The 15796-nt window shown below is 60.1% G+C and carries 15 protein-coding genes; 11 read left to right on the top strand and 4 right to left on the bottom strand.

The genetic code is table 11. The features are described from left to right. Positions 1 to 116: 116 nt before the first annotated feature. Positions 117 to 1874: a pyruvate dehydrogenase complex dihydrolipoamide acetyltransferase gene (locus DNI29_RS09705; RefSeq protein WP_110977909.1), complete on the bottom strand. Its 1758-nt coding sequence runs from the start codon at positions 1872 to 1874 to the stop codon at positions 117 to 119. A gap of 145 nt (positions 1875 to 2019) precedes the next feature. Continuing rightward, positions 2020 to 2643 (bottom strand): histidine phosphatase family protein, encoded by a 624-nt coding sequence (locus DNI29_RS09700; protein WP_110977908.1) that lies wholly within the window; start codon positions 2641 to 2643, stop codon positions 2020 to 2022. A gap of 202 nt (positions 2644 to 2845) precedes the next feature. On the opposite strand from DNI29_RS09700, the gene DNI29_RS09695 reads away from it, so the two are divergent. The 8 genes from DNI29_RS09695 to DNI29_RS09650 all read left to right on the top strand — a co-directional run bounded on the left by DNI29_RS09695 (position 2846) and on the right by DNI29_RS09650 (position 11622). Further along, positions 2846 to 3277, top strand: coding sequence for a hotdog fold thioesterase (locus DNI29_RS09695; protein ID WP_110977907.1), 432 nt, complete (start codon positions 2846 to 2848; stop codon positions 3275 to 3277). Continuing rightward, positions 3274 to 4515, top strand: coding sequence for a chorismate-binding protein (locus tag DNI29_RS09690; RefSeq protein WP_110977906.1), 1242 nt, complete (start codon positions 3274 to 3276; stop codon positions 4513 to 4515). The genes DNI29_RS09695 and DNI29_RS09690 overlap by 4 nt, the downstream gene beginning before the upstream one ends. A gap of 32 nt (positions 4516 to 4547) precedes the next feature. Further along, a complete protein-coding gene (locus DNI29_RS09685; RefSeq protein WP_110977905.1) occupies positions 4548 to 4874 on the top strand; it encodes a DUF4844 domain-containing protein in 327 nt (108 codons plus the stop codon). A gap of 74 nt (positions 4875 to 4948) precedes the next feature. Continuing rightward, the gene (gene menD / locus DNI29_RS24460) at positions 4949 to 6937 is read left to right on the top strand and encodes a 2-succinyl-5-enolpyruvyl-6-hydroxy-3-cyclohexene-1-carboxylic-acid synthase (protein ID WP_162303567.1); all 1989 of its coding nucleotides are present in this window, start codon (positions 4949 to 4951) and stop codon (positions 6935 to 6937) included. 14 nt (positions 6938 to 6951) lie between these two features. Next, positions 6952 to 7776 carry a 1,4-dihydroxy-2-naphthoyl-CoA synthase gene (gene menB / locus DNI29_RS09665; RefSeq protein ID WP_110977904.1) on the top strand — a complete coding sequence of 275 codons (825 nt, stop codon included), beginning with the start codon at positions 6952 to 6954 and terminating at the stop codon, positions 7774 to 7776. A 191-nt stretch (positions 7777 to 7967) separates the two neighbouring features. Next, positions 7968 to 8486, top strand: coding sequence for a hypothetical protein (locus DNI29_RS09660; RefSeq protein ID WP_123823180.1), 519 nt, complete (start codon positions 7968 to 7970; stop codon positions 8484 to 8486). 38 nt (positions 8487 to 8524) lie between these two features. Next, positions 8525 to 8881, top strand: a complete 357-nt coding sequence (locus tag DNI29_RS09655; RefSeq protein WP_110977902.1) for a DUF6370 family protein — start codon at positions 8525 to 8527, stop codon at positions 8879 to 8881. Between the two features lie 164 nt (positions 8882 to 9045). Then, positions 9046 to 11622, top strand: coding sequence for a hypothetical protein (locus DNI29_RS09650; protein WP_123823178.1), 2577 nt, complete (start codon positions 9046 to 9048; stop codon positions 11620 to 11622). Between the two features lie 107 nt (positions 11623 to 11729). On the opposite strand, the gene DNI29_RS09645 is transcribed toward DNI29_RS09650, so the two are convergent. Further along, positions 11730 to 11948 (bottom strand): hypothetical protein, encoded by a 219-nt coding sequence (locus DNI29_RS09645; protein ID WP_110977900.1) that lies wholly within the window; start codon positions 11946 to 11948, stop codon positions 11730 to 11732. 185 nt (positions 11949 to 12133) lie between these two features. Here DNI29_RS09645 and DNI29_RS09640 point away from each other — a divergent pair, with 185 nt between their 5' ends. The 3 genes from DNI29_RS09640 (at position 12134) to DNI29_RS09630 (ending at position 14891) form a co-directional block, all read left to right on the top strand. Next, complete coding sequence (locus DNI29_RS09640) at positions 12134 to 12850, top strand: DUF1266 domain-containing protein (RefSeq protein WP_110977899.1); 717 nt, start codon at positions 12134 to 12136, stop codon at positions 12848 to 12850. A gap of 215 nt (positions 12851 to 13065) precedes the next feature. Then, complete coding sequence (locus DNI29_RS09635) at positions 13066 to 14181, top strand: AMP-binding protein (RefSeq protein ID WP_110977898.1); 1116 nt, start codon at positions 13066 to 13068, stop codon at positions 14179 to 14181. A 284-nt stretch (positions 14182 to 14465) separates the two neighbouring features. Then, a complete protein-coding gene (locus DNI29_RS09630; protein ID WP_110977897.1) occupies positions 14466 to 14891 on the top strand; it encodes a hypothetical protein in 426 nt (141 codons plus the stop codon). A gap of 142 nt (positions 14892 to 15033) precedes the next feature. Here DNI29_RS09630 and DNI29_RS09625 read toward each other — a convergent pair whose 3' ends face one another. Continuing rightward, entirely contained in the window at positions 15034 to 15741 is a 708-nt protein-coding gene (locus DNI29_RS09625) for a hypothetical protein (protein WP_123823176.1), read from the bottom strand. Positions 15742 to 15796 lie beyond the last annotated feature (55 nt).

The following is a 15796-nucleotide window of genomic DNA, read 5'->3' as shown; positions in this document are numbered from 1 at the left end:
TTTATAATAGAAAATGCTGCAAGCAGAAGATTTTCAACCAGCTGCTTGAAAGCAAGGCAACAAAAAAGCCAGCCCCGGTGGGGCTGGCTTCTGTGCTCTTGTACTACTTATGCTGATCAGATGAGCATGCGCATAGGGTCTTCCAGCAGGCTCTTCAGCGTCTGGAGGAAGGCGGCGCCGGTGGCACCGTCTACTACCCGGTGGTCACAGCTCAAGGTCACTTTCATCACGTTGCCGATGGCCAGCTGACCGTCTTTTACGACAGCCGTTTGCTTGATGCCACCCACGGCCAGGATGCAGGCATCCGGGGGGTTGATGATGGCGGTGAACTCTTCGATGCCGAACATGCCCAGGTTGGAGATGGTGAAGGTGCTACCCTCCCACTCGCTGGGCTGCAGCTTCTTGCTCTTGGCTTTGCCGGCCAGCTCTTTCACCTCAGTAGCAATAGCTGAGAGGCCTTTGCCGTCGGCGTTGCGCACTACCGGCACCAGCAATCCTTCGTCCACGGCTACAGCTACCCCAATGTTCACCACCTTGTTCTGGCGGATTTTGTCGCCGAGCCACGAGGAGTTGATGGCGGGGTGCTGCTTCAGGGCTACGGCCGAAGCTTTAATAACCATGTCGTTGAACGACAGCTTCACCGGCGACAGGGCGTTGAGCTGGGTACGAACCTCCATGGCGCGGTCCATCAGGATTTCCATCGTCAGATAGAAATGCGGAGCCGTGAACAGGCTCTCCGACAGGCGGCGGGCAATTACCTTGCGCATCTGCGACACCGGCGTATCGGTGTAGGTGCCTTCGGCAGCGGCTGGCGCTGCGGGGGCAGCAACCGGAGCCGGAGCGGCTTTGGGCTGCTCGGGGAGGGCGGCCTGAATGTACTCCGACTGTACTGCGGCTGGTTGGGCCGGCTGGGATGGAGCGGCGGCAGGTTGCGCGGCCGGAGCAGTAGTAGCCGAGGGCTGGGCTTTCTCTAGGTCGCGGGAAACGATGCGGCCGTTTTCACCCGAGCCTTTGATGGTGCTCAGGTCAATGCCTTTGTCTTTGGCAATGCTCTTGGCCAGCGGCGAAGCGAAGATGCGGCCGCCGTTCTGGGCCGGAGCTTCCTCGGCAGCCGGAGCCGGAGCCGACGAAGTAGCGGGGGCCGAAGCTGCTTCCGCAGCTGCCGGAGCCGGAGAGGCGCTACCGCCCGACTGACCGCCAAGCAGGGCCTGCACATCAGCGCCCTCTTCCCCGATGATGGCCAGAATGCCATCTACCGGAATAGCTTCGCCTTCTTTCGGCCCTACGTAGAGCAGGGTACCGTCTTCGTAGTTATCCAGCTCCATGGTCGCCTTATCGGTTTCCACTTCGGCCAGGATGTCCCCGGATTTTACTTTGTCACCTACTTTTTTGAGCCAGGCAGCAATAGTGCCTTCCGTCATCGTGTCGCTCATTTTGGGCATCCGGATGATGGTGGCTTTCTTGCCGTTGCCAGCTGGAGCGGCTGCGGGTGCAGGAGCCGGGGCCGGAGTAGCAGCCGGAGCGGGTGCGGGGGTAGGCGCGGGCGCCGAAGCGGGCGCAGCTTCCGCTTTGGGAGCTTCGGCCACAGAAGCCGGAGCAGCTCCGCCACCATTCAGCAGTGCGGAAATATCTTCGCCTTCCTTGCCCACAATAGCCAGCAGGCCATCTACAGGCACAGATTCACCTTCCTTCGGGCCGATGTGAAGCAGGGTGCCGTCCTCGTAGTTTTCGAGTTCCATCGTAGCCTTGTCGGTTTCCACCTCGGCCAGGATATCCCCGGATTTCACTTTGTCGCCTACTTTTTTGAGCCACGAGGCAATGACCCCTTCGGTCATCGTGTCGCTCATTTTGGGCATTTTTATGAGTTCGGCCATCTGCGTCTTCGTTGGGTTGAGTGGGGCCAAAATTAGCCCGAATTTTTGGGGGTGCAAACTAAAGGCACTCTTCTGGGAGCAGGCAGAAAACAGCGAATTTTCGCCTTTACTATTTGCCCTACGTCCAGCTCCTACCTTCAGGATACTACACGGCCTCCTGCAGGTGGCGCACGTCGAGGAAGCTGCGGACGGTGAACATAGAGCCCGTGTAGTCGAGCTGGTAGAGGCAGAGGTTGTGGTGCTCGAAGGAATCCATCTGGCTGAGGGGGTAGCCCAGCAGCTGGCAGAGCAGCACGCGCATAGCCCGGCCATGCATGCACACTAGCACGGTTTCTTCCTCGGGGCGCGAGGTAAGCAGCTCAATCACGGGGCGTTGGCGAGCCGCTACGTCGTCGGGGCTTTCACCGCCTTCCATCCGAACATGGGTGCGGCCGGCCTTCCAGTCTTGCAGCACCCGGTGGTACTCCTCGTCTTCTTCAGGCGTGATGCGCGTACCCTCGCGGGTGCCCCAGCTGATTTCGTTGAGGCCAGCGTGCTGCTCGTGGGGTAGGCCCAGCTCCAGAAAGCCCTGCACCGACTGGTGGGTGCGCTGGAGCACGGAGGTGTACACCTTATCGAAAGGAATATGACGGTAGGCCGCGAAAAAACGCGCCGCCTGCCGACGCCCGGCTTCATTCAGCGAGGAATCGACGCCACTGCCCTGTACAATTCCGCGCACGTTGAAATCGGTCTGTCCGTGGCGGATGAGGTAGATTTTTTTGACGCTCACTTTCCCGCTAGTTTTGCTGTTTCTGCTTTAAAGTACGGTCTTTTCGCTGGAAAGGACGTGTCAGAGGGCAGAGTTTGTTCTTCTGTTTTACGTATACGCAGGGCGGGTCGGCTCGGAACATCAAGCGCCGACTTTGTTATAACGGAAGAGAGACAACATCCTTTTTCCGGGAAACACCGCCTCTTCCACCCCGCCCCTATCCATGACGCTGGAGCAAATTAAACAGTGGGTCAGCACCCGCCCTACCCTGGCCGACGCCCTCGGCATTGAACTGACCGCCCTCACCGACGAGTACCTGGAAGGGCGCATGCCGGTAGATGGGCGCACCCACCAGCCCATGGGCCTGCTGCACGGCGGCGCCTCGGTGGCCCTGGCCGAAACCCTGGGCAGCGTGGCTGCCGCTACCAAGCTTGACCCTACCAAACAGGCTTGCGTGGGACTGGAAATCAATGCCAACCACATCAAAGGCGTGCGCGACGGGTACGTAATTGGGCGGGCCACGGCGCTGCACGTAGGGCGTAGCACGCAGGTGTGGGAAATCCGGATTACGCACGAGGAAACCGGCGCTTTGGTCTGCATCAGCCGTATTACCATGGCCGTCATCGACCTGCCTTCAGCAAAACCGCAGGCATGAGCAGCCTGCAGCGCATTTCTTGGAAGCCCGAGCTGCCTGTAGCCGAACGGCTCCGGCGGCTGGTGGCGCTGGCCCTCACCAGCGGCCGCCCGGTGGCCCTGTGGCGGCTGCCTGGTGCCGAGCACCCTCGGTTGTGCCTGAGTCTGAAGGTCGATTCGGCTTATGTGGGGTTGCCGCCGGCCTTGGAGCCCACGGCCCCGGCCGGTTTTGCCTTCTTTCCCTTCCGCGACTCCGACCACAACCCGCCGCTCTTTTTGCCGGCCGACCTGTTTTTTGATCTGGCGCAGCCCGAGGAAATTCAGGTGAGTGCCGCCGCGGCGGCGCGCCTACCGGAGCTGCGGCAGCGTTTTGCTACCCTCCCTGAAACTGCGGAACTGCCCTGGCACCTGAGCCGTCAGCCGGTGCCCGCCACGGCTTCGCAGGCTGAGTACGAGGCGCTGGTAGCGGCCGGGGTGGCAGCTATTGAGGCCGGCACGGTGCAAAAGGTAGTATCAAGCCGGGCAGTACGCCGGGCGCTGCCCGCTGGGTTTGATGCGCTGGCAGCCTTTGCCGAACTGCAGGAGCGTTACCCCAACGCCTTTGTATCGTTGGTGAGTGCGCCGGGGGTAGGCACCTGGCTGGGCGCTACTCCCGAAGTGCTGGCCGAAATAGATGAGGACCAGGTATTCCGGACGATGGCTCTGGCGGGCACCCAGCCCCTGCTGCCGGGCATGAAGCCGGCTACGGCCAAATGGGCCCACAAAGACTTGGAGGAACACGCCATGGTGGCTCGCTACATTGTGAACTGCTTTAAGCAGCTGCGCCTGCGTGAGTACGACGAGCGGGGCCCGCGCACCGTGGCCGCCGGGCAGCTCCTGCACCTGCGCACCGATTTCGCCGTGCACCTCACCCAGGTTCCTTTCCCGACCCTCGGTACCGATATGCTGCGGCTGCTGCACCCTACCCCCGCCGTGGGCGGCGTACCCAAGCAGCCCGCCCTTGAGTTTTTGCGTCGCCACGAGGGCTATGATCGGGCGTATTACGCTGGCTTCCTGGGCCCCGTAAACCTACCCGACGCCGGCGTGGCTCGCCTCTACGTGAACCTCCGCTGCCTGCAGCTACGCCTCCAGGAAGCCATCCTCTACGCTGGCACCGGTCTCACCATCGACTCGGACCCTGCCCGTGAGTGGCAGGAAACCGAATTGAAGTTGCGCACAGTAGGGGCTATTCTGCAGGAACCTTCCCCGGCTTCAGCGTAAACAAAGCTTCGTTATTTACTTGCCCTGCCTCTATGAGCACTACCCTCCACCAGCAGCTCGAAGCCTACGTCACTCGCAATAACTTTCCGGAGGAGAGTTGGGGTGCCCGCGGCCTGCGCCCCTCCGATGACGATGTGCAGCAGGACATGCAGCAGGCCATTATTGGCTTCGTGCGGCATTTGCAGAGCGCTCTGCGCACGGCCGCGCCGGGCAGCCCGGAGTTAACGGCTGCCGTCCAGTCGTTTTTGGAGGAGTGGGATACCGACGATTTTGACACCGAGGAACGGGAATTTCTCTACGATGTGGCCTGCGACATTATGCGGGAAGCCGAAGTAAAGCCCGAAGACATTCACATTTAGCGGCCGGTTATAGCCTCACTTATACAATCGTTCTGACGTAGCTGAATTCAGCTCCTGCTCCTAGTTACTACCCCATGTCTTCCCTCCAAGCTGTTCATAACATTCCTGAAATCTGCGCCCGGCTGGGTGTTACGGATGTGGTGCTGTCGCCGGGCTCCCGGTGCGCGCCGCTGACCATTGCCTTCGCGCGCCATCCGGAAATTAGGGTGCGAACGGTGCCCGATGAGCGGGCGGCGGCCTTTATCGGGCTGGGGCTGGCACAGACGCAGCGGCGGGCCGTGGCCTTGGTGTGTACCTCGGGCACAGCGGGTCTGAACTACGCCCCAGCCGTAGCGGAGGCCTACTTTCAGCAGATTCCGCTGGTAGTATTTACTGCCGACCGGCCGCCGGAATGGATTGACCAGCTGGACGGCCAAACTGTGCGGCAGACGGATTTGTACGGGGCGCACGCCAAAGGCTCGTTCACCTTCCCTACTGATACTACCCACTCTGATGCGCACTGGCACGCCACCCGCCTAGTGTCCGAAGCTATTGGGCTGGCGGAGCAGTTTCCAGCCGGACCAGTGCAGATGAACGTGCCGCTGCGGGAGCCGTTCTACCCCAAGGCCGGCGAGGAACTGACGTTTGGGCCGGTAAAAGTGACGCGCGAGCTGCCGGGTCGGCCCCAGCTACCAGCCCCTACCCTTACGGAGCTGGCCGAAGCCATCCGCAATACTAGCCGCGTGCTGGTGGTAGCTGGTCAGCACCCGGCCGACATGGACCTGCTGCTGGCGTTGCGCCGGTTTGCGGCAGCCTACCAGGTGCCGGTAGTCGGCGACCTGATTGCCAACCTGCATCTGCCCGCCGCACCCGGCTACGACCAGCGCCTGCGGCCCCTGGGCCGCCAGGATGTATTTATGGCCGTGCCGGAGCCGGGCCTGAAAGAAGCCCTGAAACCGGAGCTGCTCATTACATTCGGCCAGTCGCTTATTTCCAAAGCCCTCAAACTCTACCTGCGCAACGCCAAACCAGCCCATCATTGGCACATTCAACCCGCGGGGGTAGTAGCCGACACGTTCCAGTCGCTGACCAAGACCATCCGCATGGAGCCGGCTGATTTCTTTGCGGCTTTGCTCACGGAGAACACGCGTAGTATAACGGATAGTACAGGGGGTTCAGAAGCTCTTGATGCAGGTTCGATTCCTGGCGCAACCACCGCTTCTCAAGGTTCGATTCCAGTTGTGCCCACAGATTCGGTGGAGCTGCAGGGATTCGAATCCAATCGGGGCCACGCCGCTGCTCAGGATGCCACCCGCGTAGCGGCAGCTCCTACCCCCACTGGCACGCCAAGGCTTACCTGGCCGGGTAGTGGCGGACAGCTCAATGAAGCGCAGACGACCACTAAAGCTGCCTACCTCAAGCCCTGGTTGGCTGCCGAAAACTGGGCTACTGGCTTCCTGCAGGAGTTCATGCAGCAGCCCAACCAGCCGTTCAATGAATTTACGGCCATCTACCAGGCCTTGCAACAGCTGCCCGACCATGCTGCGCTGCATTTGGCTAATAGCATGGCCGTGCGCTACGCCAATATTCTGGGATTACCGACGGGCCGAAACATCGAGGTATTCGCGAACCGGGGCACTAGTGGTATTGATGGCTGCAACAGCACGGCCGTAGGCTCGGCCCTGGCCCAGCCGGAGCGGCCCGTGGTGCTGCTCACCGGCGACGTGGCTTTTTTCTATGACCGCAACGCCTTCTGGCACAACTACCCTACCCCCAATCTGCGGGTCATTCTGCTCAACAACCACGCGGGCGGCATTTTCCGCCTCATCGACGGGCCGCGCCAGCAGCCGGAGCTGGAAGAGTTTTTCGAGACGCGCCAGCTGCTGCGCGCCGAGAACACGGCGCGCGATTTTAACCTGCGCTACTTCGCCGTTTCGTCTTTCGCTGAACTAGAGTCGGCGCTACCGGTTTTCTTTGCACCCGAATCCGGCGCCAGTCTGCTCGAAATTACCACCGACAGCCAGACCAACGCCGAGTTCTTTGAACAGTACCGGGCCGCGGTCCGGACCTCATTTTCCTCCTAACTACTACCCACCTTATGGCCGAACAACTTACCTGGACCCCGATTAAGGAGTTCCGCGAAATTCTCTTCACGCAGCACGGCGGTATTGCTAAAATCAGCATCAACCGCCCGCAGGTGCACAATGCCTTCACGCCCCTCACGGTGCAGGAGATGATTGAGGCCATGGATATCTGCCGCAACCGCACCGACATCGGCGTTATCATCCTGACGGGTGAGGGCGGTAAGGCCTTCTGCTCGGGCGGCGACCAGAGCGTGCGCGGCCACGGCGGCTACGTAGGCGAGGACACCGTACCCCGCCTGAACGTGCTGGATCTGCAGAAAATGATCCGCTCCATCCCCAAGCCCGTGGTGGCCATGGTGGCCGGCTGGGCCATTGGCGGCGGCCACGTCCTGCACGTCGTCTGCGACCTGACCATTGCCGCTGAAAACGCCCGTTTTGGCCAGACTGGTCCCAACGTAGGTTCGTTCGACGGCGGCTTCGGCGCTAGCTACCTGGCGCGCATTGTAGGTCAGAAAAAGGCCCGCGAAATCTGGTTCCTCTGCGACCAGTACAATGCCCAGGAAGCCCTCGACATGGGCCTGGTAAATAAGGTAGTGCCGCTGGAGCAACTAGAGGAAACTACCGTGGCCTGGTGCCACAAAATCCTCGAAAAGAGCCCCCTGGCCCTGCGCATGCTGAAATCAAGCTTCAATGCGGAGCTCGATGGTCAGGCTGGTATTCAGGAGTTGGCCGGCAACGCCACCTTGCTCTACTACCTCTCCGAAGAAGCCAAAGAAGGCAAGAACGCCTTCATCGAAAAGCGCAAGCCCGACTTCTCGAAGTTCCCCAAATTCCCGTAAGCGTATTATCTATAACTACAAAAAAGGCCCGTGCAGCAATGTCCGGGCCTTTTTTAATGGGAAGCATAGAAAAGCACTACGTTACCAGCATACTGAATCCTGCTATATTGGGCCCGTGCTACGGCCTGACAAACAGCCGGGGCGTAGTGGCCTACCCCTCTAACTGCTTTCTATCTTCCGACAGTACTTCTATGGCTGAATACCAGGTTAAATCGATGGAAGCCCGCACGTTTACGCTGCTAGCTGAGGCTGCGCCGCTGGGCGAATTGAAGTACATGGAGTGGTACTCCTTTAAAGCGGCGCTGACCCTGGCCGATGGCACTTCGTTACGCGTTGAGCCCAAAGGGTTTTGGGGCACTACCATTGAGGTGAAAGACCAGGAATCAGTACTACTCAGCTTCACGATGCACTGGAATGGCAACATCGTGCTGAAATCCAAGTTGGGTGGCGAGAACAGAGCGTTGGTCCTGAAAAACCAGAGTCTGATGAAAAACACCTACGTGCTACAGGACAAGCACGGCCAGGAACTACTAACCATCCAGCCTGATTTCAAATGGAGCACAGCCAAGCACGACTACGCCATTAATAGCACCGAGCTTTTCGAAACCTTTGAGGCTAGGCACCTGCTCATCTTGGTAGCTATTCACTGCACCAACTACTACATGGCTATGTCGGCGGGCGCAGTGGCTACTATGGTGGCCGCTACGTAAGTCTGCATATTCGGAACATTCTCGCCTTTCCCTACCCCATGAAATCGTTGCTATTTCTGCTGCTGACCAGCGCCGCTACCGTATCGGCAGCGCAGGCCCAGACCACCACCACAACGGCGGCGGCTCCTGACCCCAAAAAAGACGTGCGCGTGGTGCAGGCCGCTTGCGGGCAATGCCAGCTGGGCCTACCAGGCAAAAGCTGCGACTTGGCAGTGCGCTTCGATGGCAAAGCCTATTTCGTGGATGGCACCACTATCGACTCGCACGGCGACGCCCACGCCAAGGACGGATTCTGCCAGGCCATTCGGCGGGCGGAGGTGCAGGGCGAGGTGGTAGACAACCGCTTTAAGGCCACGTATTTCAAGCTGCTGCCGGCAACTAGCAAAGCAGAATAAGTAGCGGGCCTTGTGCCAGCCACAAATTGACGGGACGTTGTAAAACCAATGCGTACTTCTTGTGCAGTTTATAATAGCTGCTGATACTGGAGTAGATTTTAGCTGTTCCTTGAGGGCTAGGATAGCCGCTGCCAGCATGAGCGGCCCTCACGAAAAATGAATATATGAACAGTACGCAATGGCTAAGCATCCTACTATCTGTACTATTTGCAGTCCAGCATGCTAGTGCCGCACCGACGGCAAAGGATGTGCCCAACTACCGGGTGCGGGTGCGCGTCATCAGCGTGCAGGGTAAGGCTCCAGCGCCCACCCAGGTCTTCGGGCTGACGTTGGCGGGCAACGCACAGAGCGTACGGTTTGCGGGCTCTGGCTGGAGCGCCTGGGTAAGCTCCACCCGGGCCGGCATTGAGCAGGCGTTGGCGGCTTACAACAATGCTAACAACCCCTTCTGGCAGGTAACCACCAGCCTGTCCGTAGCGCCAGCCACGCCGACAACCCCGTTTCCTACCCTCACCCTACAGGTTCAGAGCGCCGTGGATGGCGGCGAAACCAGCACTACACCCGCCGAGCTGTTCGGGCCCAACGTAGGGGTAATCCTGTGGCGCACCGACGGCGACCAGAAGGTGCACATTGACACCTACACCGGCCACGGCCGCCGCGTGTACGACCAAGCCCTGAAAGCGGCTTTTCTGCCCGAGAAGGAGCGGCCCAAGAAGATTATGTTTGGGGAGCGGTACATCGGCTCCGACGATGATTTCCTGAGCTGGCAGGAGGGCATTCGGCGCTTGGCCGGGCTTGGGTTCAACGCCCTGCACACCGTGCCAGCCCACCTGACGGCCACGGTGCGCGCCGCCGGTATTCACCGCATCTGGGGGGCCGTGTACAACCCGCCGGGCTACGCCTTCCACTTTGGCCCGCAGCGTCACGCTGAGTTTACAAAGTTTGTGCAGGACCAAGTGAATCCGCAGCTGGCCGCCGGCTGGCAGAAGGAGGATATTGGGTTTTGGGTGACCAGCGACGAGCCCGGCTGGTACTACCCCGCCCGCTACACCGAGTTCAACCAAGAGCCCAACGCCCTGGCCGAGTTTCACCGCTACCTGCACGCCCGCGGCCTTACCCCCGCGAGCCTGGGCAAAAAGAGCTGGAACGAAGTCCGGCTGATTGGCCGGCGTGACTACCAGGACCTACCCTCCCGGCGCTTGTTCTACTGGTCGAACCGGTTTGTGCCCTGGGCCTCGGCCCGCTATTTCGGGGAGGTAGCCAAGGCGTACGAGGAAGTTATCCGGCCGCAGGTGCCAGTGCTGGTGAACTTCAACAATTTCATGGGCCTAGCCTACCAGCCCGGACCGGTTGGCAACAACAGCCAGGGTAACAGCCCCAACGCCGCCATGGGCCAGCACGACTGGCTGGAGTTTGGCCGGGCGCGGGGTACCACAGCCATTGCCACCGAAGACTGGTTTGGCGACGACATGGCCCCGCAGTGGTCATTCTACGCCTCGCGGCTGCGGGCGGCGGCCGAGTTGGGCGGTGTGGGCATGGGGGCCCTGGTAATTCCAAGGGTGGCGGGGCAGCGCCCGGCCGGCATGGCCCAGAAGCTGCTGGCGCTGGTCGGGAATGGGGCGAAAACTATTCAGTTCTTCACCTACGGTCCGGAGTACGCCTTTCCGGGCAACTGCTACTCCGAGAATCTGCCCGTGTTCAAGCCCTTGGCTACGGGCATGCGCCTGGTAGGCAAAGCCGAGGACCTGCTTTACCCCGGACGCGCCAAGGTTTCGCCTGTGGCCATCCTTACGCCGCAAAGCTCCCCGCTCTGGGACTTGGAGGAGCACGTTACGCCGCCCCGCATCATCGACGTGACAAATCCCTACATGGACGCGGGCCGCATGGCTTATATGGTGGAGATGCACAGCCTGTTTCTGGCCCTGCAGCATAGCGCCGTGCCCGTGCGCTTTGTGGATGAACAGAAACTTACCGATCCGGATTTTCAGGCCACGAAGGTGCTTTACCTCACCGCCCCGGACCTGCCCGCCGAGTCGGCCGCTGCCGTGCTGGAGTGGGTACGCAAGGGCGGTACGCTGGTAACAGTAGCCGGGGCCGCCGGCTTCGACCGTTACCACCAGCCTCTACCCACACTGCTGCAGGCGGCGGGCATCGCGCCGGCTGCCCCGGTGCGGATGCCCGCCTTCCAGTACGCCGATGCTACGCGCAACGGCCAGCTGCAAGCCGCCACGGCCCTACCCGTGTTCGGGGAGCGAGAAAAACTGACGCTGCTGCCAGGAGCGGCACCTGCCCGCCCGCTCGCCCGCTTCTCCGATGGCACGCCTGCACTTACGGAGCGGGTACTGGGCCGGGGCCGCATTCTGCGCTTTGCCTGCTACCCGGGGCTTTCCTACCGCCACTCGGCCGCGGGCAACACCGGGGGGCTGCCCAGCGGCTTCGATGCGGGCTGGCGCCAGCTTATCGTGCAGCCCGTCCGCGACGCTAGGGCCGAGTTGCCCGTGCGTGTTACCCAGCCTCTGGTGGAGGCACCCGCCCTCTACAGCCCGGCAGGCGTAGCCGTGACGCTGCTCAACTGGCGGGGTACCGCGGCGCAATCCGTAGACGTGAGCGTAGCCACCGACCGCCCCGTGCGACGGGTGGTGTCGGCGCAGCGCGGGCCCCTACCCTTTCGCCAGAGCGGTAACCACGTAACTGTCACACTTCCCCTGGGCGACGTGGACGTGCTACAGCTCTATTATTAGAGGTTTTACCTAGTGCAGGTGGCCCGGCTTTGTAGTGCTACCCCCGCGCCGCCTTCACAAGGCGGCGCGGGGGTAGCACTACAAAGCCGGGGCTAGGTACCCATCCCTCAGAAGATGGAGCCATATGCGGCGCAGCCTTCGCACCAACCGAAGAAGTTGCGCAGCCGCTCGTTTTTGATGCGTTTCTTCAGCAGCTTGCGCGCTTGGCGGGCGGCATCCTTAACGGGAGCAGCAATGGGCACAGTTACGTGGTTGCGGAACGTGAGGTAGCGCCGGAAAACACAGGTTCGGGCCAGAACAAACGGACTTGGGGCGGTGGGCTGCATGGCGTTTGGTGGTTGGTGCGTACTTAAGATACGGCGTTTACACCGCGAAAGTCAAGCACAACTAGGGTTGCTAGCTATTCCGGAAGCCAGTAAGCCCATCGTACACAAGACCAAGTAAAATCAAGCGAGTTTACTCTATTATAGGGGCCGCAATAGGTTTTCTACTTTGTTACCCTCTGCTGCTTATGCGTGAATTGCTTCGCTCTATCTCCATCTTCTTCAGCAACAAGAAACAGGCTGCTATTCAGCTGGAAAATGATAATCTGCGGCAGTACGGCGCGCGGGACCTTGCCGACTTCGACCTTACGCAGCCGGTGCGGCAACTATCAAAAACGGAAATACGGGGCTTGGCTACCGGCGCTATTCTCTTCTTTTACGGCGACAACCCCATCAAAATTCTGCCTCGGCTCAAGCCCGACCGGTTAGCAGAAAGAAAGGATACTACGGCGCAGTGGTGGGGTATTTACGACACCCAGGACGCGCTGGAAATACTACAGTGGCTCCGCGAGGAAGGACACCGCCAGAAGTTTCAGGGCCAGCTTAAACAGAACCCGCTGCACTGGCGCAATCAATTTGCCAATAACCCATTTCTTAAAAAGCGCGAGGTAGAGAAGGTAGGCGCCTGGGATTATGCCCGCTCCGTGAACGTGGCCCGCTGGTGCTACGACTATGGCTACCTTACTTGGGAACAGGCCTGGCCCTATATTGATGCCGCCACCCGGCACGCCCTGCGCGAGTACGATTCGTGGGAGAGTTTTACCACGGGTTTCGTGGCGGGGCGTATGATGTGGGATTTGCCTAATGAACAGCACGGGGATATTGCCGATATAGCTCGCTACCTGCTAGAATCACGGGTAAGCCTGTGGCACGACATTCCTTGGCAGGTTTACCCCGTAGAATAAAGCCGCTCGCAACACCCTTCGGTACAGCCAAGAATACCGGATTTAGAAGGCGCTTGCAGCTCATGCTGTTTGCTCAAGGTCGCCCCTTGCCCTACCTGTTCAGTCAGCGTAAATCATCTGGCAGGGCGCCGCAACGGAGCTTTATGCCAGGAGCTTCGTATGTAGTTGCAGTTTGTGTTACTCCATCTTTGCTGCTGGTCTCTCTTTCTTCCGAAATGTCTGCCTCTGAATCTGCCCTCCTGCCCGACTCCTTGCTGCTCAACGGCCGCGAATTCCGCTACCTCGATGTACAGCAGTACCCCGCCAACTCGCCCACCGACCTGAATGGCTACGAGGCTAGAGTGCTGGACTTTTGCCGGCAGTGGCTAAATGGCGCCCAGGAATTTACGTTGCACACCTCCGGCTCCACGGGCACGCCGCAATCCGTGACCATGACGCGCCAGCAGCTGGAAGCTTCGGCCCGCCGCACCGGCGACTACTTTGACCTGGGTCCCGGCGAGCGGATGCTCGTGTGCCTGAACTGTGAGTACGTAGGCGGCATCATGATGCTGGTGCGGGCCTTTGAGCGGCGTATGCACCTGACTATTGTGGAGCCCCAGGCCGACCCGTTCGCGCTGGTACCCGCAGAGGCTGACTTCGATTTTACTTCCTTTGTGCCCTTGCAGTTGCGGGCGATACTGGCGGCTGGTCACGCGCCACGCCTCAACCGCATGAAAGCAATTCTGGTGGGCGGCGCCGCCGTGGAAAAGGGCCTGGAGCGCGACATTCAGCAGCTGACGGTGCCCGTGTACCTAACGTACGGCATGACGGAAACGGCTTCCCACATTGCCCTACGCCGCCTTAACGGCCCAAACCCTACCCCTACCTACCGGGTGCTGCCTGGTATTGAGGTAGGCCAGGACGAGCGCGGCTGCCTCACCATCCAAGCCGACGTAACCCGCAATGAGCTCATTACCACCAACGACCGGGTAAACTTGCTGGATGCGCACACGTTCGAGTGGCTCGGCCGGGCCGATTTTGTCATTAACAGCGGCGGGGTGAAAGTGCAGGCCGAGAAAGTAGAGCAGGTGCTGGAAATGGCCCTGATGGAGCTGGGACTCACGACGCGCGCCTTCGTAGCCGGCCGGGCCGATGAGCGCCTAGGCGAGCAGGTAAGCGCCTTTCTGGAGGGGCCCGCACTGCCCGCTGCGCAGCAACAGCAGCTTCAGGCGCTCCTGGGTCAGCGCCTGGGCAAGTACGAGATACCGCGGGAGTTGGTGTTTGTACCACAGTTCAGCACTACGGCCTCCGGCAAGCTCGACCGTCGGGCTACCATTCAGAGCGCCCCATAAGCTGCCGGCACCCCGTTTACCTGCGAGACAAGCATGGATTGGGCTGTCCGCATCATTTATGGTTGAGGTACGCTAACGGTTATTGGTTTTGTTAAAATATCCGTTGTTTTGTACAAACTTTTTGCTCTGATCATCAGGCGCTACAGCGGGGCCAAGTTCACCCTGTAATTCATTGTGCCGACTGCCGTAGCTTACCCCCTCAAAACCGGTTAACCAAAGCAGATGCCGGGCTTGGGTAAGCACCTCCATTCTTTCGCTACCTCTCTTTTTATTCACAACCGCACATGAAGCATTTCTTCTCCCTTTTAGCCCTGATGCTTATACTGGCCTCGGCCAGCCGGGCCCAAACTCCATCGGTAGTGCGCCCTCTGCAGGCAGAGCCCATCCGCTACGAATTTTGTGAACTGATGCGCACGGGGGCTGTCAATCTGGGTAAGCCGGAGAAAGAAAAGAGCGGCGACATTTACGTGGATTTTGGGTATGGCTACGAGAAGCTCGGTGGCTCGGAGCAGGTAGTACGCGAGGCCGGCAAGATTCAGGTGTTTGCTACCACTATCAGCGCCCTTAATTACATGGGCAGCCGGGGCTGGGAAATTGTGCAGATTCTGGAGCAGCCCATCAACTACACCAAAGGCGAGCCCAGTGAGTATGTGCGTCGCTATGTGCTGCGCCGTCCGCTATCAGCCCAGGGCGTGGCGGTGCCACGCTAACTTCTATCAGCGCAGACACCGCTTTACAAGTGTCAGCAATCTGTAAACCCTTACTTCCAGCACGGAGGTAAGGGTTTGCGCGTTTTCAGGGGGTAGGGATTGACTTGACTATAGCCAAAACCAACACAATTTATTCAGCGGCCTAGCGGAGGCGGTTGTTTTCCAGGCCTTGCTGCGAGAATAGCCGTTCGTGCCCGCGCACCACTTTAAGGAAGTCGCCGAGGAAGAGCTTGACACGGCCGAAGAAGATAACGCCGCTCATGTCATCTTGGGGAAGCTTGCCGGCGGCCATTACCTGCCGATAGCCGGTGCCGGCCCCTACTCCCACCCAGCGGAAAATGCGGTAGTGAGCGGCAATGGAAGGCTCGATTACAAACAGGAATTGGTTGTTGGTGCGCCGAACGTTGCCGTCGGGGAAGTAGTACTTGGTGTAATAGCTCCCGCCGCCCAGCTGCAGCGGCGTGCTTAGCTCCCAGCGCGGGTTGCCAATAAACACGTACTCGCCGTAAGCCACCAGGTAGCGGAACCGTACTTCGTCGCGGGTGCCGGCCGGGGTGCCCTCGGGCTGAGCAATGCGGGTAGGCACCCCACCCGAAAGGCGGTATACCCCAAGGCCTGCACGCCAGCGGCCGCGCCATTCGATGCCGCCTTTCAGCCCATTAATGCCCACCACTTTCCCGTTCAGAATAGAAAAGCGCTGGTCGAACTGAAAGACGGCCCGGCGGTGACTCTGGCGCACAAAGGTGCTATCGTAGTAGTACGCAGGGGTAGTGGCGGCCCGGCCATAGGTGGCGCTGAGCAGCAAAACGGACGAGGCCAGGAGCAGGCGGGGTAAACAAGCAGCTTCCACGGAGCAAAAGTACGCCGCCGCACGAGGTAAGTTGTACCCCAACTTTACGCTTCAC

Source organism: Hymenobacter sediminis, assembly GCF_003231285.1.
Lineage (GTDB): Bacteria > Bacteroidota > Bacteroidia > Cytophagales > Hymenobacteraceae > Hymenobacter > Hymenobacter sediminis.
The sequence above is the reverse complement of the archived record's forward strand: the minus strand, read 5'-3'. Positions and strand labels throughout refer to the sequence as shown.